Here is a 20,170-nt window from a genome sequence, read left to right on the forward strand (position 1 = left end):
ATGATCCGCATGCTGTTTCCCGCTCTCATTCTGGCTGGTCCGGCCACGGCCCATTCGGATACCCATATTCACGCCCATGGCAGCGATTACACCGCGCTTGCAGCTGGGTTGGCTTTGATTGGGGTCATCGCCATAACCGTGATTTTGAAGCTGCAAAAATGATTCCGGGTGAGGTTATTCCTGCCGAAGGCTCACTGACGCTGAACGCGGGACGCAGTAGCCGTCTTGTTATTGTCGCCAATACCGGCGATCGACCAATACAGGTCGGCAGCCACTACCATTTTTCCGAAGCAAACTCGGCCCTGGATTTTGATCGGTATGCAGCTTTGGGTATGCGGCTGGACATCCCGGCGGGTACCGCGGTGCGATTTGAGCCAGGCCAAACTCGCGAAGTTATACTGGTGCCATTTGAAGGGCGCCGGCACATTTACGGTTTCAATATGCATATCATGGGGGCTCTGAAAGATGCCGGGCAAGATCAGTCGGAGTGACTATGCCTCCATGTTCGGCCCCACGGTCGGCGACAAAGTACGATTGGCAGATACCGATCTGATCATCGAGGTAGAAAAAGACCTTATCGTGGAGCGCGCAACAACTGCGCGTTTTAGTGAAACCGGCCACCGCGAAGATGTGTATGGTGAAGAGGTCAAGTTCGGTGGCGGCAAAGTCATTCGAGATGGGATGGGGCAGTCTCAGGCCACACGTGCCGAAGGTGCCGTGGACACTGTGATCACCAATGCTCTGATCGTGGATCACTCGGGTATCTACAAGGCGGATGTCGGTCTGAAGAACGGGCGCATCGCCAAGATCGGCAAAGCCGGAAATCCAGATACGCAACCCGGAGTAGGCATCATCATCGGTCCCGGCACAGAAGCCATCGCGGGCGAAGGTCGCATCCTGACGGCTGGCGGGTTCGACAGCCATATTCACTTCATCTGCCCGCAACAGATCGAGGACGCGCTGCATTCTGGCCTGACGACCATGCTTGGCGGTGGCACCGGCCCGGCACATGGCACTCTGGCTACCACATGTACCCCGGGCCCGTGGCATATCGGCCGGATGTTGCAGGCGGCGGATGCTTTTCCCATGAATCTTGCTATTGCAGGCAAGGGAAATGCTTCGCTTCCAGCTGCTTTGGAGGAGCAGGTCAAAGCCGGGGCTTGTGCCCTGAAACTGCACGAGGACTGGGGTACGACCCCGGCGGCCATCGATTGCTGCCTTTCGGTCGCTGACGCGATGGACGTTCAGGTGATGATCCACACTGACACGCTCAACGAATCCGGGTTTGTTGAAAATACGGTTGCAGCGATAAAGGGTCGGACTATCCACGCTTTCCACACTGAAGGCGCGGGCGGCGGCCACGCACCAGATATCATCAAAATCTGCGGAGAGGACCATGTCCTGCCCTCCTCTACCAACCCCACGCGGCCTTTTACGGTAAACACGGTCGAGGAACATCTGGACATGCTGATGGTCTGCCATCACCTCGACAAATCCATCCCCGAGGACGTGGCTTTTGCTGAAAGCCGCATCCGGCGTGAGACCATCGCGGCTGAAGATATCCTGCACGACATGGGCGCGTTCAGCATCATTGCGTCCGACAGTCAGGCTATGGGCCGCGTGGGCGAAGTGTTGATCCGGACGTGGCAAACCGCCGACAAAATGAAGAAACAGCGCGGGCGCCTTCCCGAGGAAACAGGCGAAAACGACAACCTGCGCGTCAGACGCTATATCGCCAAATACACGATCAACCCGGCCATTGCTCATGGCCTGAGCCGCGAGATTGGCAGTATCGAAGAAGGCAAACGTGCTGATCTTGTTCTATGGAACCCTGCCTTTTTTGGTGTGAAACCCGAGATGGTTTTGCTGGGCGGTACGATTGCTTGTGCCCAAATGGGTGACCCAAACGCGTCGATCCCCACACCGCAACCAGTCTATAGCCGCCCGATGTTCGGGGCCTATGGCCGCTCGGTCGAGCATTCGGCAATCACATTTGTCTCTGAGGCCGCACAGGCCGACAGGATTGGCGATACACTGGGCTTGGCGAAGCAGACCGTCGCTGTCCAAAACACACGAGAGATTGGCAAACAGGATCTTTTGCTCAACAACGCGACGCCGCATGTTGAAGTTGATCCGGAAACCTATGAGGTCCGGGCAGACGGTGAATTGCTGACCTGCCAACCGGCCGAAGTGCTGCCGATGGCACAGCGATATTTTATGTTCTGACTAAAAATTATGCTGCATTGCACCGTGCGCAAGGCAGAAATGACCAAACACCCACTTCAACGTGAGGCCGATATGACAGATATTAATGCTCAAGGGAGGACCAACGTTTACGAGGGTCCAAATGGCACACTCAGCAACACAATCACACGCAGGCTTTTCGCTGCCCGGTCTGATCGCGTCCATCGGATCATCAATCTACGGGGCTCTGATCAGTGTGGCCGAAGCTCAATCGCGCGTGCGGCAAGTCGAATTCCTGCAATCGCTCAGCGACGAAGAGTTGAAAAAACGGGGCCTATCACGCGAACGGATCGTGCATCGGGTGTTTTCGGATTCGATCTGGCTCTGACCATTTCTGCTCCAGAGGAGGCGACGGTATGACCGCCCTGCTCTGCACCGCACGCCGTTACTCGGATCACATGTACGACGACACTGCCGATTGCCTGTCGTTGACCTATGACGATCGGTTTTTGCGCCGAAAGGTTTTAACATGCGAAAGCGGCGAACAGATTCTGGTCGACCTGGCTCAGACAACCTCACTGGATCACGGTGGCGCGCTGATCCTGGACGATGGGCGCGCGGTTGAAATCCAAGCCGCGCCCGAAGCCTTGCTGGAAGTCTCGGCTCCGGATCTGACACGTATCGCATGGCATATCGGCAATCGCCACACGCCCTGCCAGATCGAAAAGGATCGTCTGTTGATCCAGGTCGATCATGTGATCCGAGACATGCTGTTGAAAATCGGGGCCACAGTACGTGAGGTGCACGAACCGTTCACCCCTGAAGGCGGGGCCTACGGCCACGGCAGGACACATGGCCACGCCCACTGAAGCTGATATCCTTACGCTGACCCAGTGGTTGTCTCCGGCATATCCTGTGGGAGGCTTTGCATATTCTCATGGGCTGGAAACCGCAATTGACGAGGGGGCTGTCGCCAGTTCACAAGACGCCGAAGCCTGGATTTCTGATGTGCAGGAACATGGGTCGGGATGGAATGACGCTCTGTTCGTAGTGTCCGCTTACAACGCGCAGGATAATGATGAGCTTATCAGCGTTGATACCAAGGCACGGGCGATCTGCGCGTCATCGGAAAGAAAAATGGAAACCGAATTGCTGGGGCAGGCATTCGGGACCGTCACAGGAGATGTCTGGGATTTAGACATCCAACAGCTTTCCTATCCAGTGTCGGTGGGCTATGCCGCGCATCTGCAGGGCCTTCCCATACTGTTAACGACAAAGCTGTATCTACAAGCATTTGCAAGCAACTTGGTCGCGTGCGCAACGCGCCTTGTGCCGCTGGGGCAAACCGACGCTCAAAAACTGATCCGTAATTTGACACCGCTATGTGCTCGTATCGCTGAACAAGCGCAAATGGCAGGCTTGGACGAATTGAGTTCGACTGCGTTCCTGACGGACATCGCGTCGATGAGACACGAAATACAATATTCAAGGATATTCCGAACATGAGCAGTATGAACGGCCCTCTTCGCGTTGGCATCGGTGGTCCGGTTGGAGCCGGAAAGACCACTTTGACCGCTGCCTTGTCTGAAGCCCTGCGCGATGCTTGTTCAGTGGGCGTCATCACCAATGATATTTACACTCAGGAAGACGCCGAAGCGCTGGTGCGCATGCAGGTCCTTCCCCAAGATCGGATTATCGGCGTCGAAACGGGCGGATGCCCACATACAGCAATCCGCGAGGATGCATCGATAAACCTTGCCGCTGTCGCTGAAATGCAGGAACGCCATCCAGATCTTGATATCGTTCTGATCGAAAGCGGTGGCGACAATCTGTCGGCTACTTTCAGCCCGGAACTCGCAGACCTTACAATCTATGTGATCGACGTCGCAGCAGGAGAGGAAATCCCGCGAAAAGGCGGACCGGCAATAACGAAATCCGACATCCTGGTCATAAACAAGACCGATCTGGCGCCGCATGTTGGCGCTTCACTGGAGGTCATGGATAGAGATGCAGCCAGAATGCGCAATGGACGGCCCTTTTTGTTCACGTCCCTTCGTCACAAAAAAGGGGTCGGCGCAATTGTCGACCTTTTAGTGAAGAAGGGGGGGTTAATGATTCCAGAAAGGAATTAACGCTCAGAACAAAGATGCCAATCTGTCGACACCTGCCATCGGCTCTGCCGTTCAGAGGCACCTAATTCATAGATTTTTCGTCATTCTGTTTTCGATTGGCGCACAGATTTTACCACGCGCGACTCCAAGCTTTTCCATCAATTCCGCACCTTTCGTGGCGGTATCTTTCAGTGCCGCTGAGAAATATTCACGCGAACCCTTCGGGGCGTTGGCTGCCACCCGCGACACCGCGTCCTTCGATAATAAATGCGTTTTCCTTCGCCTCACTCAGGACATGCGGGCTGCTAGCGGACCACCGACACATCTCTTTTTCGTTGCGCATCCCTGACAAGGGCAGCAAGCCGATAGAAACCGTGCGCCATTTTTGTGTAAGGCGTAAGAAGGAAGAACGCGAGGACCGACCCCAGATGGACGGCAAGCAGCGCAGGCATTACTGCGGATGAACCGAAAGCGTAAAGAACAAGCCCGCTCAACGCTACAAACCCAAGCAGTAATATAAATCCGATTTCTCCGCCCCAAGCTGAAACATCGCCGAGATTGCGGTCTGACTTCTGTTTCAGCCGGACCATCATGTAGCAGCCAACAGTGAGCAAAACGCCCCCTGTGACTCCAAACAGCTTCGGCAATGACCAGAACCCGTAAGGTGCGTGCAGATCGAACCCGTAATGCATGATCGTCGCCACCGAAGTCGAAGCAAAACACAGCAGAAACCCGTACATGATCGCATGATGCACGTGGCGGCGGGCCTGGCTAAAACGGTCTTCGTCCTCGAAATTGCAACCCTCCCCGTGGCCAGCAGCCAGGTCCTGCATTTTGGCCGTTCGGCTTAGCGCAGCTTTCAAGTCGCCCGGTTGGATCGGCTTGCCTCCAACTGCGTGCCAATAACGCCGCAAGCTGAGGCCAATGCTGAACAACGGCAGCAGGAATGCCGGAGCAAAAATCACTACCATCGCGTTGTGAGAGAGGACAGAGTAGAAGCCTTCGCCTCCGGTCGAGCCGATCGCGCGAATGGCCCAAAAAATAAGCGCGAAGCCGACGACCAGAGCCAGAGCGATCGCCCCACCGTGGCTATGGAAGCAGCGCGCCAGAGGTTGCGGCCAGGCGAAGCTTTCCCAACTGTCGCGCCGGACCTCGGCCAGAGCCTTCGGCAGGTTGAGGTCGAACTCATGCGGCGCCGTGTATTGGCAGGCATAGTAACATCCTCTGCAGTTATGGCAGAGATTGGCCAATTGCGTGATATCGCCGTCCGAGAATGCGCGTTCAGCGTGAAGCGACGGAAAGACCGAGCAATAGCCTTCGCAATACCGGCAGGCATTGCAGATCTCAGCCTGACGGCGGGCTTCCTGTATCAGTTCAGTTCGCATAAGAAGCGGCCTCTCGTCCTGCAATGCGTCCGAAGACGGTTCCGATGGTCATGCCGAACCCGGCCAGATAACCCTGCCCCAAAATCGACCCAGCCATGGTTTCGCCTGCCGCCCAGAGGTTCTGGATTTTGCCGTTTGCCATTGAACATTGCGCAGATTCATCCACCTTGAGCCCCAGATAGGTGAAGGTCACACCGGTGCGCAGTGAGTAGCCATAGTAAGGAGGTTCGGTGATCGGGCGCGCCCAATTGGTTTTGGGTGGGGTCAGGCCGGTAGTTGAAACTCCGTCCAATTCTGTTGGATGAAAGCCACTTGTGTCACCGCAGGCGGCATTGAATTCTGCGACGGTCGTGGTCAGCTTATCGGCGGGCAGGCCCATCGCTTTGGCCAGTTCCTCGAGCGTGTCCGCCTTTAACGGCGGAAAAACCGACGGCATGAACAGATTCAGCGATTTGGCATCAATGATCACATAGCCCACCTGATCCGGCTGGGCTGCGACTAGGCGACCCCAGATCGCGTAACGCTTTGGCCAGACGTCCTCGCCCTCGTCATAGAACCGCTCGGCATCTTTGTTGACAACAATTGAGAATGGAACGCAGTCCAGACGGGTGACGATGCCGCCATCGAATTTCGGAGCACGCCCGTCGACGGCAACGGCGTGGCATTGGGTCGGGTCTCCAACGCTCTCAACGCCTTGATCCAGAAGATCGGCCAGCACGACACCCCGGTTATAGGGCGTGCCCCGGATCAGGAAGTTGCGTGCCGCAGGTCCCCACGCACGCGTCAGCCAATCGGTGTCAGCCTGAAAGCCGCCCGAAGCGACGATGACCGCTTTGGGCGTTATGCGATGGGATTGGCCTTCGCAGGTGAAGTCTACCCACTCAATCCGGTCTCCGTTCAATTCGAGATGCGTGACGGCGGCTTCGTACAGGACTTCGACGCCCAGCTTCGCTGCTGTCCGGTAATAGGCATTTACCAGCGATTTACCGCCGCCCATAAAGAACGCATTCGTCCGCGCCAGCGATAGCGTCCCCGACAAAGAGGGCTGGAACCGAACCCCGTGCTCCTCCATCCAGGGAAGACATTCCTCGGACGTACGAATTGCGAGGCGCGCCAGATCTTTGTCGGTTTTGCCCCCGGTAACCTTGAGCAGATCTGACAGGTATTCGTCTTCGCTGTATTCCTCGACCAGCGGGCCCAACGGGCTGGAATGCATACAGCGAAAGTTTCGGGTGTGGCGAGAGTTTCCGCCACGATAGGGTTTTGGCGCCGCTTCGAGGATAAGAACGCGCGCGCCTGCTTCGGCGGCGGTCATCGCAGCGCACAGGGCGGCGTTACCTCCGCCAATCACAGCGATATCGTAGGCTTCCTTTTGGGTGGCCATGTGGTTTCCGCCTATTGAGTTTGGTCCGTTGTTCGGTCGCGCTCCTGCAAGGCGCGAATGCGCATGCGTTGTGCTGCGTGGATATGAGCGCGCATCTCTTTCTCAGCCGCCGCGCCATCCCGGGCTTTCAAGGCGGCCATGATAAGGCGATGTTCGGCTACTGCGACCTCGGCTCGGTCGCCGTCCAGCAATTGCGACGGACCCAGGATCAGCAACGCCTTTTGTAAAGACAACATGGATTTAGCCAGAAACCGGTTCTTGGCCGCATCCAGAAGCGTCGCATGGAAAATCCGATTGATCCGCGCGGCCTCCGGACCGGTGCCTGCCTCGGCCAGCCGGTCATTCAGCACATCCAGCTCATCCAGTTCGACATCGGACGCCGCCCTTGCCGCCAGACGGGCCGCAGTTCCCTCGAGCACAGCGCGCATCTCATAGAGCTCCATCACTTCGGCGTAATCCAGGCTGCGTACCGTCGCGCCTTGACGGGGGATATGTGTTACCAAGCCATCCGCTTCCAGCTGTCGGATCGCTTCGCGCACAGGCGTGCGGCTAACTCCCAACCTCTCGGACAACTCTATCTCGCGCAGGCGTTCGCCGGGCGGCAGGCTACCTTCGCGAATCTCATCCAGCAGGCGCTGATAGGCGGAATTGCCTTGTGGGCCAGGCTGTAACGGGTCGTCCTGCAGGGTCATCACGCGCTCACTTGTGTTATTGCGTCCACTTGTATACATTTGGATACACACTAAGTCAACCGCACCGGAATCTACATTTTGTCCACCCAGATCAACGCACCCTCCTCAGCGAAAAAACGTGCAGTGACCTTCGCGCTTGCAGTGTTGGGCACCGGAGCATTCTGGTTAATGAATTTGCCCCTGCCCTTCCTGTTCGGCCCAATGAGCGCCTGTCTGATTGCAGCCCTGGCGCATGCGCCGATGGAGGGATTCGGGCAGGTCTCGGTGGCGGCGCGCACTATCCTGGGCGTTGCCGTGGGAGCATCGATCACTCCGGCCCTGTTTGCCGAATTGCCGAAAATGGCCGCGTCGATTGCGCTGGTTCCGTTCTTTATCCTGCTGATCGCACTGGTCGGAGTGCCATTCTTCCGCAAGGTTTGGGGCTTCGATACTACAACCGCTTTTTATGCTGCCATGCCCGGCGGGTTGCAGGACATGATCATCTTCGGATCCGAGGCGGGTGCCAATCCGCGCACCTTGTCGCTGATCCACGGCACACGCGTGCTGATCATAGTGACGTTGGCCCCGCTATTCCTGACTGTTTTCTATGGCGCTGAACTGACCAACCCAATCGGTGAACCCGCACACGCCCTGCCGGTTCACGAACTGGCCCTGATGGTGTTGGCCGCCTTTATCGGCTGGAAGGGCGGCGAGCGCATCGGTCTCTTCGGCGCGTCGATCCTGGGACCGATGATCCTGACAGCTGCTTTGTCACTTGGGGACTTCATCCATACCCGCCCCCCGCGCGAGGCCATCCTGGCCGCGCAATTCTTCATCGGTTGCGGAATCGGAGTGAAGTTTGTCGGTGTCACCTGGGTGGAATTGCGCAAGGTCGTGGCAGCGGGTTGCGCCTATGTGGTTGTCCTGGCCGTGTTGGCGGCGGCCTTCACTGCTGTTGTCACCACGTTAGGGCTTGGCAAGCCGGTCGAGGCGTTTCTGGCCTTCGCGCCCGGCGGGCAGGCCGAGATGACAGTTCTGGCCATCGTTTCAGGCGCGGACCTGGGCTTTGTGATCACTCACCATCTGACAAGGATTGTGCTGGTGATCATCGGCGCGCCTATCGCCGCCAATCTTATTCTACGGTGGTCCAAACCTCGGGGTTGATCATGTGGATCGGCGCGCCGTCGGCGTAAGCATTTACTTGATCGAAGATATCGGCAAATTGCAGGTCGAACTCATCCTCGGTCACAAAACCAATATGCGGCGTCGCGAGCAGGTTGGGATGTGCCAGCAATGGATCGGTCGCGTCAGTCAGTGGCTCGGAATCGAATACATCAATCGCGGCTTTGCCGGGGCGACCGGCGTTGAGCGCTTCAAGCAAAGCGCCCGGAGCAATCAGCCCGGCCCGTGAAGTGTTCACGAAGATCGCCCCGGGCTGCATCTGCGCAAAATCCGATGCGGTAATGATCGCACGCGTGTCCGGTTTCAGGCGCACATGGATCGAAACAACGTCACTATCGGCAAAAAACGCCTCGCGGCTCGGCGCGACCCTAGCGCCATCCGCTTGCGCACGCGACCGACCTTCATCGGACGACCACCAAACGACATTCATTCCGAACGCCTCGGCATAACCCGCAACCGCACGCGCGATACGGCCGTAACCATAGAGCCCCAATTGACGACCGCGTAGCGTCTTGCCTACCCCTGCCTGCCAGTGCCCTGCCTTGACCGAGGCCATCTGAGCGGGCAAATCCCGCATCCCAGCCATGATCAGCGCCCATGTGAGTTCCGCCGCAGCATAAGACGGCGTGCCGCTATGCATATTCGAACACAGTAAAACACCCTGATCTGTACAGGCCGGCACATCAACATGGGGATAGACGCTGCGCTGGCTGATCAGCTGCAAATTCGGCAACTTTTCCAGCAAGGCACGCGTGACTTTGGTCCGCTCTCGGAACAGCACCAGCACTTGAGCCTCCTGCAAACGCTTGGCCAAGATGTCAAGATCCTCGACATGATCCGTCCACACCGTCACTTCATGATCGTTGAGCCTCTCAAAACATGGCAGCCCACGCAGCGTGTCGAACCAATCGTCCAGAATGTGTACTTTCATCGGTTTTCTATACTCTGCTCGGTGGTCAGTTTTCTGGGTGTCGGCACAAAATGCTGCACGTCAAGTGCTGCCAGCGCGTTTCGGACGCGTTCGCTTTGGTCCAACAGATGATTGAATTGCTCGTCGCATCCCGCGATTGGCGTGGGGTATTCGGCCATATCCCGCCGCAAGGCAGCTTGCGCCAACCGGAGCTCCTGACGCGCGATATCGAGGCATTCCGAGTAGTCGTCCATCGTAACCTTTCCTATTTGTATACAAAGGTATACCAATTTGAAAGTGCCTAATCAACTCCCTTTCCACACGGATTGTGGAACGTACACATGGCCGTCTGCCAACTTGCGCGCGGTACGAACCAAGCCTGCTGCGTTTACAGTGAACCCATTCTCAGTGGTGAAATCCACCAATACGTCGATCGTGCCCGAGGCATGTTCCAATATGACTTCAGCCGGGCTTGTCGTCGGGCGATCCAGCAAACCGTCCGCGACCGTGCCGGGCGTCAAAGCGCAGGACGCCATGCACTGCGCACCGGTAACCGCCATGGTCGGGTGGGTCTTCCACGGCATGAAATACCGCACCGCAAGCGTTCCGCCCACTTTCGCAGGAGCTACAAGGCCGAATTTGGGGGTCACGGATTTGGACACATCCCCCATCCCCATCCGTTCCCCGGCTTCGATCCGAACGGCTTCCATCCTGTCAAAAAAGGCGCGGTTGGCGTCCAGATCCTCGGCGCTTTCATAACCCGTCAGTCCGAAATCGGCGGCGCAGGCAATGGCCATTGGCATGGCGACGTCCATGCAAGTCAGTTCGATCCCCTGAACTGTGTCACGCAGGTTGCCGGTGGGCAGGAAAGCACCGGTTGCTGACCCAACCACCCCCATGAAACTCAGCTGCACCGGTGCAGACTGGCCGGGCACCCCGGCAATGCCTGTATCACCCTCATAGGTCAGCCTTCCCCCGGGTGTCTGAATCCGGGCCACTACACGGGCCCCGGTGTTGACCGCCCGGATGCGGATTTCGGTTTCATCGCCTTGGGGCTCAAACAACCCCATTTCGATTGCAGCGGGGGCGACACCGGACAGGATGTTGCCGCAAGTTGGTTTGAAGTCGACCAACTTATCCTCGACCGCAACCTGCGCGAAGAAATAGTCGATATCGGCCCAGTTATCCTTGCTGACCGACAGCATCGCGACCTTGGTCGTGACCGCCGCGCCACCGCCGATGCCATCAATGTTCAGCGATTGCCCGGCCCCGAGGGCAGCGATCAGCACTTTGGCCAAAGTGTCCAGATCCTCGGGCAAATCCGAGCGGCGGAAATACGGGCCCCGAGAGGTTCCGCCCCGCATGAATACATATGGGATTGCTGTTTGGGTCATCGGGTCCCCCCTGGCCAAGACTGAGTGGTGTTTCTTCTGCCCGGCCCGGTACACAGGCCGAGCGATGTCATCGGGCTGCTCATTTCAATGGCCAGGGCAAGCTGACCATGTCCTGCAACAGTCCAGGTGGGAAATCGCGGTTCAGAGCGCCCGCCATCAGGCACATAAAGCCAATACCGCAGGCGGTCAGGATCAGCGCCATCTGCCAGCTGGCCCCCGCCCGAATGCGGAAAAACGCGATCAGGAAACCCAGCAATGCAAGGATGAACCCCACCACCCATGTCGCCGCGATGAGACCGGCGAACCACGCCAGCGTGGACCACAAACCATGGGGGGCACTGGCGTCCTCACCCGCAATTTCCTTGTCTGCAAAGATCGCGTCGCCCTCGGGCCGCCGCATCATCTGGATCAGCAGGATCACGCAGCAGAACAAAGAGATGCAGCCGATCACCAGGGGGATGATTTTATCGGTCATGTTGTAGTCAGGGATCATGTTAGCATTGACCAAAGCCACGATCAGATAGGCCATGATCACCAGTAGAAAGACCAATGGCGCACGCTTTGTACCTGCCTGGACCTCACCCTCGGCCATGATCATCTTGGCTTGCCGGATTCCCAGAATAACCGAGGTAACCGTGACCACGATCAAGACAATGACGATGGGGCTGAAGACATATTCCATCCCTTCGCCAAAGCTCTTCCGGAAACGGAACGATGCAATCTGGAAGGCCTGATTGGTGAACTTTTCAACCGGGTTCGACAGAACAAAGCCGATCAGGAAAGCCGGGCGCGACCAGTCGAACCGACGCAGGAAGATGCCGATCAAACCAATCACAAACAAGGCCAGCAGGTCTTCGAAGTTCTGACCGGATTGGAAGGCTGCAAAGCTGATCAACATGAACAGGAACGGCGCCAGATAGGTAAAGCGGATCGTGGTCAGCTTGGCGATCCCGCCCGAGGCCGCGATGCACAGGATGGTGCCCACCACGTTGGCCAGCGCCAACAGCCAGACGATCGAATAGGTGATGTCGAGATTGTCCTGAAGCATGCTCGGACCGACTTCGATATCCCCCGACCCCAGCAACGCAACCGCACCAATGAAGATTGCCATCGAGCCCGAGCCTGGAATTCCGAACAGAAGCGTCGGCACCAGACCGCCGCCTTCCTTAGCGTTGTTCGAGCTTTCCGGGCCGATGACCCCGCGCACTTCGCCTTTGCCGAAATTACTTTTGTCCTTGGTGGTTTGAACCGAATGACCATAAGCGATCCAGTCAACGACCGAACCGCCGAGGCCCGGAATGACGCCGACGACGACCCCGATGATCGAACAGCGGACCGACAGCCAGATATTCGCAAACCAGTCTTTGACGCCGTCCAGCCATCCAGCACCTATCGAGGCGCCTTTCGCAATCGACCGATCCTGCCGCAGCAGCGAGACGATTTCGGGCACCGCAAAAATACCCAAACCGACAATGACAAGTTTCAAGCCATCAGTAAGATAGGGAATGTCATAGGTCGCCATCCGAAGCGATCCACCGGCATCGGCCTCGCCAATTGTGCCGACCATCAGGCCTAATCCAGCGGCAGCGACGCCCTTCAGTGGGATGCGTCCTGCCAAAATGGCGACCATCGACAGGCCAAGAATGGTGATCATCAGCATCTCGGGCAGTCCAAAGGCCAGAACGATTGGGCGCGCGATCAGAATGAACATTGTCAGAAAGGTCGCGCCGACCAGCCCTCCGAACAGGGACGAGGAAAAGGCCGCCGACAGCGCCCGCGCGGCCTCGCCCTTTTTGGCCATGGGGAAGCCATCCAGCACTGTGGCCTGCGATGCCGAACTGCCGGGGATGCCCATCAGGACCGATGCGAAAGTGTCAGAGGTCGGAACCACCGCCACCATCCCGATCATCAGGGCCAGACCCAGGATCGGGTCCATGCCGAACATGAAAGGGAGCAAGAGCGACAGGCCAGCAATTCCTCCAAGCCCCGGGAAAACACCCACGGCCAGCCCCATAACGACGCCGAGCACGAGATAGCCCAGAACGATGGGTTGCAGGATCAGACCCCACGCATCACCAAGCGCAGGTAGAGCGGTGGCGAAAACCTCCATAGCGGCCGCCTTTCATAAATTGTCTTGTATGTAGAAAAACGCGCGCCCTTCGTTGGGCGCGCGACGACGTGTCGGCTTAGTTCAACTCGACACCATAGGCTTCCTTCAGCCAGTTCAGGACATATTGCTTGGCATTGTCATCCACATTGGTCGCGGTTTGCAGCGCAGCTTTTGAGCCGTCGCCGACGAACACCGGATACTTGCCTACGCGTTTGGACGAAATGTCTGCAAAGTCACCACGCTCGGTTACAGCTTGGAACGCCGCGGTGTAGGCATCGACGACCTCTTGTGGCGTGTCACCGGGCAAGAAGGCCAGTTTCTGAACCGGGAAGCCCGCCACGAAGAAGGCTTTCCATGCGTCCCATGCTTCACCGCTGGTTTCACAGCCATCGGTCGCCTCGCAGACCTCTTTGAAAGTCGGGATATCCGGGAAAGTCGGATCGCGCACGATGTTGCCGTCTGCATCCAAGGCACCCCATGTCATCATCGGCACGGCCTGACCAGCCTCGACCAGCGGCGCCGAACCGCCCAGATAGCCCGAGGAGGTTTGATAATCGATGTTGGCCTCTCCACGTTCGAACATCAGGCGTCCGTCTCCACGGCCTTTGATGCCAAAGACAGGCTCAACATTCATACCCAACATCTGCCACGCCAGCAGCGGGACCAGATCCAGCCGGGTCGCGCCCTGCGAGCCGTAGATGAAGTTGGTGTCTTTCAGCGCGTTTGCGGAGCCATCAAACTTTGCGCCATCCTCAGCGTTCAGATAGGCGACGCCACCGGTTCCCGATGCCATAACCGGAATCCAGTCGTTATATTCATAACGCACGCGCGGATCGTTCAGCAGATACGGGAATTGAGTTGAACCCGAGGTGCCGAACAGCAGCGTACCGTCATCATGGCTTTGCTCCTGAAACCAGTTCGCACCCTTGGTCGAACCCGCGCCCGGCATAAATTTCACCACCACGGTCGGTTGACCCGGCAGCGCCTCGGACAGAAGCGGCGCAAAGAAGTTGGCCCATTTGGCAGACCCGCCGGTTTCCGAGAACGGGATGACCCATTCAATGGTCTTGCCCGAGAAATCGACCTCGGCTGCGGCGGGTGCTGCGATACCGGCGGCGGCGATCAGCCCCACGACGGCGCGACGGGTGAAGTTGGAAATGGCCATTGGTTCCTCCCTGTTGACCAGACAACCACGTCGGCGCCCTCCGCGCCACCGTGATCGCAAATAGAACTGTGGGGTTGATTCCCCCTCCCATCTGGCAATCATGGAGCGCCAACCTTGCGCGAAACTTGCAGGAGCCCGAATGCGGATCGTCATCGTCGAGGATAATGAGACCCTCGCCAACGCCATTGCCTATCGCCTGCGGGATCGGGGCCATGCTGCTGATGTACTGACAGACGGCGATGCAGCCGATCTGTATCTAGAGCAGGAAGGCGCGGACCTGATCGTTCTGGACATCAACCTTCCGGGTCGGTCAGGGCTTGAAATCTTGCGGTCGCTGCGCAACCGGGGTGACAGCGCCCCGGTTATTCTGCTGACCGCGCGCACCGAGACCAGTGACCGAGTGTCTGGTCTGGATATGGGCGCTGACGACTACCTGGTCAAACCTTTCGAGATGGACGAGCTCGAGGCGCGCATCCGCGCCCTGTCTCGTCGCAAGCAACTGGATTACGGCTCGCAAGAGACCATCGGAGAACTGGAATTTGACCGCACCGCGCGGCAGGTCAGCGTAAAGGGACAGGTGCTTGACGTGCCACGCCGAGAAATGGCTGTGCTTGAATGCCTGCTGGAACGGCGCGGCAGAATTGTCCCCAAGGGCCAGCTGACTGACTATGTCTACGGCGTTGGTGCGGATGTCGAAGACTCTGCCGTTGAACCTCATGTATCGCGATTGCGCAAACGCCTTCAGAACCTTGGCATTAGGATCAAGACAGCCCGCGGTCTTGGGTATCTGCTTGAGGTGCAGAAGTGATCAGGCATGGTTCGCTCCGGCTTAGGCTGTTCATTCTGATCCTGACACCCTTGGTGTTGCTCGCGATCCTGCTTGGATATTGGCGCTACACGGTTGCCCGGGAAACGGCGCAAGAGCTTTTTGACGACAGCCTGTTATCTGCTGGTCTGGCGATCTCGCGCGATGTGGCGGTGTCAGACGGCGATGCTTTATCGCCCACCACCCGCAGCTTAATCCGCGATGCATCGGGGGGAGAGATTTTTTACCACGTGACCGGACCCGGCGGTATCTACGTAACCGGTTACGCATATCCACCTGCCTCGGCAAACCCGACAAAGCAGGACGTTTACCAACCCCAGTTTTTCGAAGCGGTCTATCGTGACGAGCCGGTGCGCGTATTGAAAATGACCGAACGGGTCACTCTGGATAACCTTGTAGGAGATGCGACGGTCACCGCATGGCAACGCATCGCGGATCGCAACGCGTTTGCCAATGAATTGTCGATCCGAGCAGCTATACTGATGGGCATTCTAATGGCCACCCTTGGCTTTGTCGTCTGGTTCGGCGTTGCGCGCGGCCTGCGACCGTTGCTGGACTTGCAGGACGCCATTGACCTGCGTTCGCCCGACGACCTCAGCAAGATAAAACGCCCGGTCCCGACCGAAGTCCATGGCATTGTTCAGACCCTGAACCGGCTGTTTGGGCAGGTCGAAGACAGTATAAACGCCCATCAAGTGTTTATCTCAGAAGCCGCGCATCAACTGCGGAATCCAGCAGCCGCAGTCCAGTCCATGGCCGAGGCGCTGCGAGATGCAAAAACGGATGAAGACAGGGACAAACGCATTGTCGAGCTTGTGGCAGCAGCAAAGAACTCGGCCACTGTGGCGGAACAGCTGTTATCACTGGAACGGCTGCGGCAACCTACGCATCAGGATCAGATGGAAAAGATTGATTTCCGCTTGGTCGTGGAAGAAGCTTGTGCAGAGATGGGCGTACACATTCTGGCAAATGGGCTCGATTTTGAGGTCACGATGCCGGAGTCTGCAATCATGGTAACAGGGGATCGGGTATTTTTGACTGAGGCCATCAAAAACCTGCTGGACAATGCAGTTAAACATGGTGGCGCTAAGTTGAGCCGAATATCAATTGTGCTGCTCTGTGACGGAGGCAATGTCAAATTAACTGTGGCCGATGACGGAACTGGTCTTTCACCCGCCCAAAGCGAAGCAGCATTCAGTCGGTTTTCGCAGCTAGAGTACTCGGAGGGCAGCGGCCTTGGATTGTCAATTGTCTCAGCGGTGGCAAAACGCCATGGAGGAGTGGTTGAAATCAACCAAGTGGAAAAAGGAGCGAGCGTTACATTGGAGCTTCCCATAGCCCTTTAAGTCGTTTCCAGCTTTTGGGAGGCCGAAACCCTTTAAAATCAAAGGGTATTCTTTGCAGCTGCAGCGAACTGGTGCTTCGTTGCGCATTCCGGTTGTTGCCGGACTATGTTCTGAACGGCTGGCCTCGCAACCGTCGGCTAATTTTCTGCGTCATAACAAACCGCCAACGTCGATAAAACCGATGTTGGGTCAAGCGATCTATGGTTGAGTTGTGGCCGTTCGGTGGAGCGCGTACGAGAGACTGCCTGGCGGAACAAAGCAAGCGCTCTTCTGAGACGCCTGTGTTCTGCTTTCCGACATAAAGCCGTTCCTGACGACCACTTGAGTCTCACACCCGTTTTTTTCATGTATGTCCCCCGTCAGTGCAGATCAATGATGTCGCGTAGGCTGTTCAACGACCACATATAACGCCAGCAAGGTGTTTGATCCTGTACCAGTTGGCCCAACTTATCGAGTGTTGTCCGCGATGCGGATACCTGCAAATCTATCTATGTTGCCAGCCGGAGCCATTCATTGCCTTTGAGATACGCTGATATCTATCCGTCAGAACCGCTGTTGAACAGCGATGCGATGCAGCGCCCTTCGGCGGCTGATTTGATGTCAGTGCGGTATTTTCGGGCCGAACCTGATCGGATGCCCGAGGAAGTTTTTGCAGAACATCATGTCCTTCTGAACCTTCAGGAAAATGGGCATCGTGTTCAAAACTGGCGAGATGGGACACTGCGTGATTTCACCTTTCGCAAGGACGAAGTCATCGTGACCCCGGCAGGCATGCGGTCAGGTTGGCGGTGGTACGGACAGTCTGACGTGATCGTGATCACCTTGCATCCGGACAAAGTCCAGCGCTTTGCACAGTCGGAACTCGGTATGCTGTTGGCGCCGGAGCAGTTTCACGACCAGCCGCAGTTTTACGATCCTGACCTATGTGCTGCAGGCGTCATTTTGCGCGATGCGCTGGCAACGGACGATATGTCATCTGCGGTAATGTTCGAAGCCATGAGCCGGGTATTTCTGGTCAAGCTGCTGCAGAAATACGGCAAACGCCGCGCTGAAGAGGTCGAGCTGTCCGCGCGCTTTACCTCTCAGCACTATCAACGGGTGCTGGCCTACGTTCAGGACCGTTTGGATCAGACGATCACCGTCGATCAGATGGCGTCCGAGGCGGGCATGAGCCCCTCGCATTTCACGCGCAGTTTCAAACAGGTAGTAGGGCAGACCCCCCGCGCATTCCGCGCGGCGAATGCCGTCTGAAGCAGAATCTTTCAAAAACGCGGCAGTCCGGTGCAAGTATCCCTGCCGTCGACAGCGTATCTCAGGTGTCATCGGGCTTGTGCCCATCCAGACAGATTTTGGGAGATACGCCATGAACACCCTCGCTTTGAACACCGCCGCAGCGCTTATGGCGTCGACGGCCGCCGTCGCGCAGGTTGAAACCCGCCCCGTTACCTTCCAGAACGAAGGCGCCACCCTGTCCGGCACACTGTACCTGCCGGAAGAGCGCGGATCTGAACCGCTGCCGACGGTCGTCGTGACCGGGGCCTGGACCTCGGTTCAGGAACAGATGCCCGCCAACTATGCCCGCGAGATGGCCGAGCGCGGCTTTGCTGCCTTCACCTTTGATTTCCGCGGTTGGGGCAAATCGGGCGATCTGCCGAACAACGTGCGCTTCATCGAAAGCCCCGAGGCCAAGACATCGGACATCAAAGCTGCCCTCGCATTCGTCGCGACCCTGCCCGAAGTGGACGCCGATCACATCAACGGTCTGGGGATCTGCGCCTCGGCTGGCTACATGGTCGATGCGGTTTCCGGCAACCCGCTGGTTCAGCGGCTGGGCTTGGTTGCACCATGATTGCAGAATGAAGAGATCGTCGAGGCGGTTTGTGGCGGCGCAGACGGTGTTGCTGTGCTGATCGAGGTGTCCCACGCTGCCGAGGCCGCAGGGGGTCAGATCATTCCTGCCGCAGGCCCCGAAGGTGCCGAGGGCGTGCTGACCTATCACCCCGCCGACAATCCGCAGCGTTTGGACAAGCCACTGGCCATTGTGCACTCGGAAAGCGCGGCGATCCCACAAGGCGTACAGACCTTTCTTGCCGGTTTCGCAGGCGATGCGACCGCGCAATGGCTGGAGGATGTCACGCAGTTCGATTTCTACGACAACCCCGAGGATGTCACCCGCGCGGCCGATACCGTCGCTGACCACTTCCGCGCCGGTTCGAGCAACTAAGCCCTGTCTGGACACCGAGCAGTCGTTCGGCGTCCACCCTCATCTATTCGGAGCATCCCCATGCATAGAAAACTCACATCGACTCTTGCTGCCGTCTCCATGATCGGAACCGCAGCTTTCGCCGAACCACAGGCAGGCATCTCGACCGCAATCACCGATATCGCGGCAGGCGCAGACCGCCACGACTGGGCCCGCGTGCGCGACGCGTTTGCCGATACCGTCACGACGGATTACACCAGCCTCTGGGGCGGAGACCCGGTTACACAACCCGCTGATGAGCTTGTGGCGGGATGGTCCGCCTTTCTGCCCGGTTTCGACGCGACGCATCATATGGTGACCAATCACACGATCACCTCACTGTCCGATACATCCGCCACGGCACAGGCTGATTTCACAGCAACCCATCGCCTTGGTAAAGACTTGTGGGTGCTGGGTGGCCGCTATGACTATATCTTGGAGAAATCAGACGACCGTTGGGTCGTTACTTCGATGACAATGACGGCACTTTGGGAAACCGGAGATCGTGGTCTGGTGACCCTTGCCGGCCAGCGCGCTGCCGAGGCGAATTGAGGGAAGCAACATGACCAGTCAGCGCATCGCACTCGTGACCGGCGCCAATCGCGGTATTGGTAAAGAAGTGTCCCGTCAATTGGCCCGAGACCACGGGATGAAGGTTTTGATGGGTGCGCGCGATCTGTCAAAAGGGCAGGCTGCTGCGGATGAAATCGGATATGGGGCGGAAGCCTTGGAATTGGATGTCTCAAGTCCGGACTCTGTCGCTGCCGCCTTCTTTTTGATGGTTGAACCTAGCTACGGTCGTCTTGATGTTCTGGTGAACAATGCGGGTGTGGACTATGACACCGACCAACAGGTCCACCTCGCCGATCTGGATCGGGTTCGCCGCGCGTTTGATACGAACCTTTTCGGCCCTTGGGATACCACGATTGCGGCGGTGCCACTGTTGCAACGCGGCACGGATGCCCGGATCGTCAACGTCTCATCTGGCGCGGGGTCGCTGAACAGCATGTCCGCCGGCACACCCGGTTACGGCGTTTCTAAAGCGGCTTTGAATGCGCTAACCCTCAAGACCGCTGCCGCGTTGAAACCTCAGGGCATTCTCGTTAACGCCGTGTGCCCCGGTTGGGTTGCAACAGATTTGGGCGGCGGAGGACGTCCGATTTCTGAGGGTGCCAAGGGCGTTGTCTGGGCCGCGACCTTGCCGAAAGGCGGCCCGACCGGAGGGTTCTTTCGCGACGGCGTTGCAATTGATTGGTAGGT

23 protein-coding genes are annotated in these 20,170 nt (G+C 57.6%); 15 read left to right on the forward strand and 8 right to left on the reverse strand.

Annotated features, from left to right (window positions below; genetic code table 11):
- The 7 genes from GOW09_RS13030 (at position 1) to ureG (ending at position 4,316) form a co-directional block, all read left to right on the forward strand.
- A complete protein-coding gene (locus GOW09_RS13030) occupies positions 1-162 on the forward strand; it encodes a hypothetical protein (protein WP_171118916.1) in 162 nt (53 codons plus the stop codon).
- Positions 159-491 carry an urease subunit beta gene (locus GOW09_RS13035; protein WP_171118918.1) on the forward strand — a complete coding sequence of 111 codons (333 nt, stop codon included), beginning with the start codon at positions 159-161 and terminating at the stop codon, positions 489-491. Before GOW09_RS13030 ends, GOW09_RS13035 begins: the two co-directional genes overlap by 4 nt.
- On the forward strand, positions 466-2,226 hold the full coding sequence (gene ureC / locus GOW09_RS13040) for an urease subunit alpha (protein ID WP_171118920.1): 1,761 nt from the start codon (positions 466-468) through the stop codon (positions 2,224-2,226). Before GOW09_RS13035 ends, ureC begins: the two co-directional genes overlap by 26 nt.
- A gap of 121 nt (positions 2,227-2,347) precedes the next feature.
- Positions 2,348-2,572, forward strand: a complete 225-nt coding sequence (locus GOW09_RS13045) for a DUF1127 domain-containing protein (protein ID WP_171118922.1) — start codon at positions 2,348-2,350, stop codon at positions 2,570-2,572.
- A 28-nt stretch (positions 2,573-2,600) separates the two neighbouring features.
- Complete coding sequence (gene ureE / locus GOW09_RS13050) at positions 2,601-3,053, forward strand: urease accessory protein UreE (protein WP_171118924.1); 453 nt, start codon at positions 2,601-2,603, stop codon at positions 3,051-3,053.
- A complete protein-coding gene (locus tag GOW09_RS13055) occupies positions 3,037-3,690 on the forward strand; it encodes an urease accessory protein UreF (protein ID WP_171118926.1) in 654 nt (217 codons plus the stop codon). Before ureE ends, GOW09_RS13055 begins: the two co-directional genes overlap by 17 nt.
- Complete coding sequence (gene ureG, locus GOW09_RS13060; protein ID WP_171118928.1) at positions 3,687-4,316, forward strand: urease accessory protein UreG; 630 nt, start codon at positions 3,687-3,689, stop codon at positions 4,314-4,316. The genes GOW09_RS13055 and ureG overlap by 4 nt, the downstream gene beginning before the upstream one ends.
- A 284-nt stretch (positions 4,317-4,600) precedes the next feature.
- On the opposite strand, the gene tcuB is transcribed toward ureG, so the two are convergent.
- The 3 genes from tcuB to GOW09_RS13075 are packed head-to-tail and all read right to left on the reverse strand — an operon-like array spanning position 4,601 to position 7,756.
- Complete coding sequence (gene tcuB, locus GOW09_RS13065; protein ID WP_171118930.1) at positions 4,601-5,680, reverse strand: tricarballylate utilization 4Fe-4S protein TcuB; 1,080 nt, start codon at positions 5,678-5,680, stop codon at positions 4,601-4,603.
- Positions 5,670-7,064, reverse strand: coding sequence for an FAD-dependent tricarballylate dehydrogenase TcuA (tcuA, locus tag GOW09_RS13070; RefSeq protein WP_171118932.1), 1,395 nt, complete (start codon positions 7,062-7,064; stop codon positions 5,670-5,672). The genes tcuB and tcuA overlap by 11 nt, the downstream gene beginning before the upstream one ends.
- Before the next feature lie 11 nt (positions 7,065-7,075).
- Entirely contained in the window at positions 7,076-7,756 is a 681-nt protein-coding gene (locus tag GOW09_RS13075; protein ID WP_171118934.1) for a GntR family transcriptional regulator, read from the reverse strand.
- A gap of 168 nt (positions 7,757-7,924) precedes the next feature.
- On the opposite strand from GOW09_RS13075, the gene GOW09_RS13080 reads away from it, so the two are divergent.
- Entirely contained in the window at positions 7,925-8,899 is a 975-nt protein-coding gene (locus tag GOW09_RS13080; protein WP_253284204.1) for an AbrB family transcriptional regulator, read from the forward strand.
- On the opposite strand, the gene GOW09_RS13085 is transcribed toward GOW09_RS13080, so the two are convergent.
- From GOW09_RS13085 to GOW09_RS13105, 5 genes are all read right to left on the reverse strand, one after another.
- Positions 8,868-9,848 (reverse strand): D-2-hydroxyacid dehydrogenase family protein, encoded by a 981-nt coding sequence (locus GOW09_RS13085; RefSeq protein WP_171118936.1) that lies wholly within the window; start codon positions 9,846-9,848, stop codon positions 8,868-8,870. The genes GOW09_RS13080 and GOW09_RS13085 overlap by 32 nt on opposite strands.
- Positions 9,845-10,081, reverse strand: coding sequence for a hypothetical protein (locus GOW09_RS13090; protein ID WP_171118938.1), 237 nt, complete (start codon positions 10,079-10,081; stop codon positions 9,845-9,847). Before GOW09_RS13090 ends, GOW09_RS13085 begins: the two co-directional genes overlap by 4 nt.
- Before the next feature lie 51 nt (positions 10,082-10,132).
- Positions 10,133-11,221, reverse strand: coding sequence for a 4-oxalomesaconate tautomerase (locus tag GOW09_RS13095; protein WP_171118940.1), 1,089 nt, complete (start codon positions 11,219-11,221; stop codon positions 10,133-10,135).
- A 79-nt stretch (positions 11,222-11,300) separates the two neighbouring features.
- Positions 11,301-13,331, reverse strand: a complete 2,031-nt coding sequence (locus tag GOW09_RS13100; RefSeq protein WP_171118943.1) for a tripartite tricarboxylate transporter permease — start codon at positions 13,329-13,331, stop codon at positions 11,301-11,303.
- A 76-nt stretch (positions 13,332-13,407) separates the two neighbouring features.
- Positions 13,408-14,496, reverse strand: coding sequence for a tricarboxylate transporter (locus GOW09_RS13105; protein ID WP_171118945.1), 1,089 nt, complete (start codon positions 14,494-14,496; stop codon positions 13,408-13,410).
- A 139-nt stretch (positions 14,497-14,635) separates the two neighbouring features.
- Between GOW09_RS13105 and GOW09_RS13110 the strand changes: the two genes are divergently transcribed.
- The 7 genes from GOW09_RS13110 (at position 14,636) to GOW09_RS13135 (ending at position 20,168) form a co-directional block, all read left to right on the forward strand.
- Positions 14,636-15,304 (forward strand): response regulator transcription factor, encoded by a 669-nt coding sequence (locus GOW09_RS13110; protein ID WP_171118947.1) that lies wholly within the window; start codon positions 14,636-14,638, stop codon positions 15,302-15,304.
- Positions 15,301-16,668 (forward strand): sensor histidine kinase, encoded by a 1,368-nt coding sequence (locus tag GOW09_RS13115; protein WP_371808050.1) that lies wholly within the window; start codon positions 15,301-15,303, stop codon positions 16,666-16,668. The genes GOW09_RS13110 and GOW09_RS13115 overlap by 4 nt, the downstream gene beginning before the upstream one ends.
- A gap of 519 nt (positions 16,669-17,187) precedes the next feature.
- Positions 17,188-17,919 carry an AraC family transcriptional regulator gene (locus GOW09_RS13120; protein ID WP_254442738.1) on the forward strand — a complete coding sequence of 244 codons (732 nt, stop codon included), beginning with the start codon at positions 17,188-17,190 and terminating at the stop codon, positions 17,917-17,919.
- A gap of 112 nt (positions 17,920-18,031) precedes the next feature.
- Positions 18,032-18,517 carry an alpha/beta hydrolase gene (locus GOW09_RS22630; protein ID WP_254442739.1) on the forward strand — a complete coding sequence of 162 codons (486 nt, stop codon included), beginning with the start codon at positions 18,032-18,034 and terminating at the stop codon, positions 18,515-18,517.
- Positions 18,518-18,892 (forward strand): hypothetical protein, encoded by a 375-nt coding sequence (locus GOW09_RS22635; protein ID WP_254442740.1) that lies wholly within the window; start codon positions 18,518-18,520, stop codon positions 18,890-18,892. It abuts the gene before it with no gap.
- 60 nt (positions 18,893-18,952) lie between these two features.
- Positions 18,953-19,462 carry a nuclear transport factor 2 family protein gene (locus tag GOW09_RS13130; RefSeq protein ID WP_171118949.1) on the forward strand — a complete coding sequence of 170 codons (510 nt, stop codon included), beginning with the start codon at positions 18,953-18,955 and terminating at the stop codon, positions 19,460-19,462.
- A 10-nt stretch (positions 19,463-19,472) separates the two neighbouring features.
- The gene (locus GOW09_RS13135; RefSeq protein ID WP_171118951.1) at positions 19,473-20,168 is read left to right on the forward strand and encodes an SDR family NAD(P)-dependent oxidoreductase; all 696 of its coding nucleotides are present in this window, start codon (positions 19,473-19,475) and stop codon (positions 20,166-20,168) included.
- The last annotated feature ends 2 nt before the right edge of the window (positions 20,169-20,170 follow it).

Source organism: Ruegeria sp. HKCCA5463 (assembly GCF_013034175.1).
GTDB lineage: Bacteria > Pseudomonadota > Alphaproteobacteria > Rhodobacterales > Rhodobacteraceae > Ruegeria.

What these genes read in the sequence shown, in the direction of transcription:
- GOW09_RS13055 (WP_171118926.1), top strand. Translation starts at nt 3,037, where the DNA reads ATGGCCACGCCCACTGAAGCTGATATCCTTACGCTGACCCAGTGGTTG.
- GOW09_RS13095 (WP_171118940.1), bottom strand. Translation starts at nt 11,221, where the DNA reads ATGACCCAAACAGCAATCCCATATGTATTCATGCGGGGCGGAACCTCT.
- ureE (WP_171118924.1), top strand. Translation starts at nt 2,601, where the DNA reads ATGACCGCCCTGCTCTGCACCGCACGCCGTTACTCGGATCACATGTAC.
- GOW09_RS13080 (WP_253284204.1), top strand. Translation starts at nt 7,925, where the DNA reads ATGAATTTGCCCCTGCCCTTCCTGTTCGGCCCAATGAGCGCCTGTCTG.
- tcuB (WP_171118930.1), bottom strand. Translation starts at nt 5,680, where the DNA reads ATGCGAACTGAACTGATACAGGAAGCCCGCCGTCAGGCTGAGATCTGC.
- GOW09_RS13105 (WP_171118945.1), bottom strand. Translation starts at nt 14,496, where the DNA reads ATGGCCATTTCCAACTTCACCCGTCGCGCCGTCGTGGGGCTGATCGCC.
- GOW09_RS13135 (WP_171118951.1), top strand. Translation starts at nt 19,473, where the DNA reads ATGACCAGTCAGCGCATCGCACTCGTGACCGGCGCCAATCGCGGTATT.
- GOW09_RS13130 (WP_171118949.1), top strand. Translation starts at nt 18,953, where the DNA reads ATGCATAGAAAACTCACATCGACTCTTGCTGCCGTCTCCATGATCGGA.
- tcuA (WP_171118932.1), bottom strand. Translation starts at nt 7,064, where the DNA reads ATGGCCACCCAAAAGGAAGCCTACGATATCGCTGTGATTGGCGGAGGT.
- GOW09_RS22630 (WP_254442739.1), top strand. Translation starts at nt 18,032, where the DNA reads ATGAACACCCTCGCTTTGAACACCGCCGCAGCGCTTATGGCGTCGACG.
- GOW09_RS13075 (WP_171118934.1), bottom strand. Translation starts at nt 7,756, where the DNA reads ATGACCCTGCAGGACGACCCGTTACAGCCTGGCCCACAAGGCAATTCC.
- GOW09_RS13030 (WP_171118916.1), top strand. Translation starts at nt 1, where the DNA reads ATGATCCGCATGCTGTTTCCCGCTCTCATTCTGGCTGGTCCGGCCACG.
- ureG (WP_171118928.1), top strand. Translation starts at nt 3,687, where the DNA reads ATGAGCAGTATGAACGGCCCTCTTCGCGTTGGCATCGGTGGTCCGGTT.
- GOW09_RS13035 (WP_171118918.1), top strand. Translation starts at nt 159, where the DNA reads ATGATTCCGGGTGAGGTTATTCCTGCCGAAGGCTCACTGACGCTGAAC.
- GOW09_RS13045 (WP_171118922.1), top strand. Translation starts at nt 2,348, where the DNA reads ATGGCACACTCAGCAACACAATCACACGCAGGCTTTTCGCTGCCCGGT.
- GOW09_RS13085 (WP_171118936.1), bottom strand. Translation starts at nt 9,848, where the DNA reads ATGAAAGTACACATTCTGGACGATTGGTTCGACACGCTGCGTGGGCTG.
- ureC (WP_171118920.1), top strand. Translation starts at nt 466, where the DNA reads ATGCCGGGCAAGATCAGTCGGAGTGACTATGCCTCCATGTTCGGCCCC.
- GOW09_RS13100 (WP_171118943.1), bottom strand. Translation starts at nt 13,331, where the DNA reads ATGGAGGTTTTCGCCACCGCTCTACCTGCGCTTGGTGATGCGTGGGGT.
- GOW09_RS13110 (WP_171118947.1), top strand. Translation starts at nt 14,636, where the DNA reads ATGCGGATCGTCATCGTCGAGGATAATGAGACCCTCGCCAACGCCATT.
- GOW09_RS13090 (WP_171118938.1), bottom strand. Translation starts at nt 10,081, where the DNA reads ATGGACGACTACTCGGAATGCCTCGATATCGCGCGTCAGGAGCTCCGG.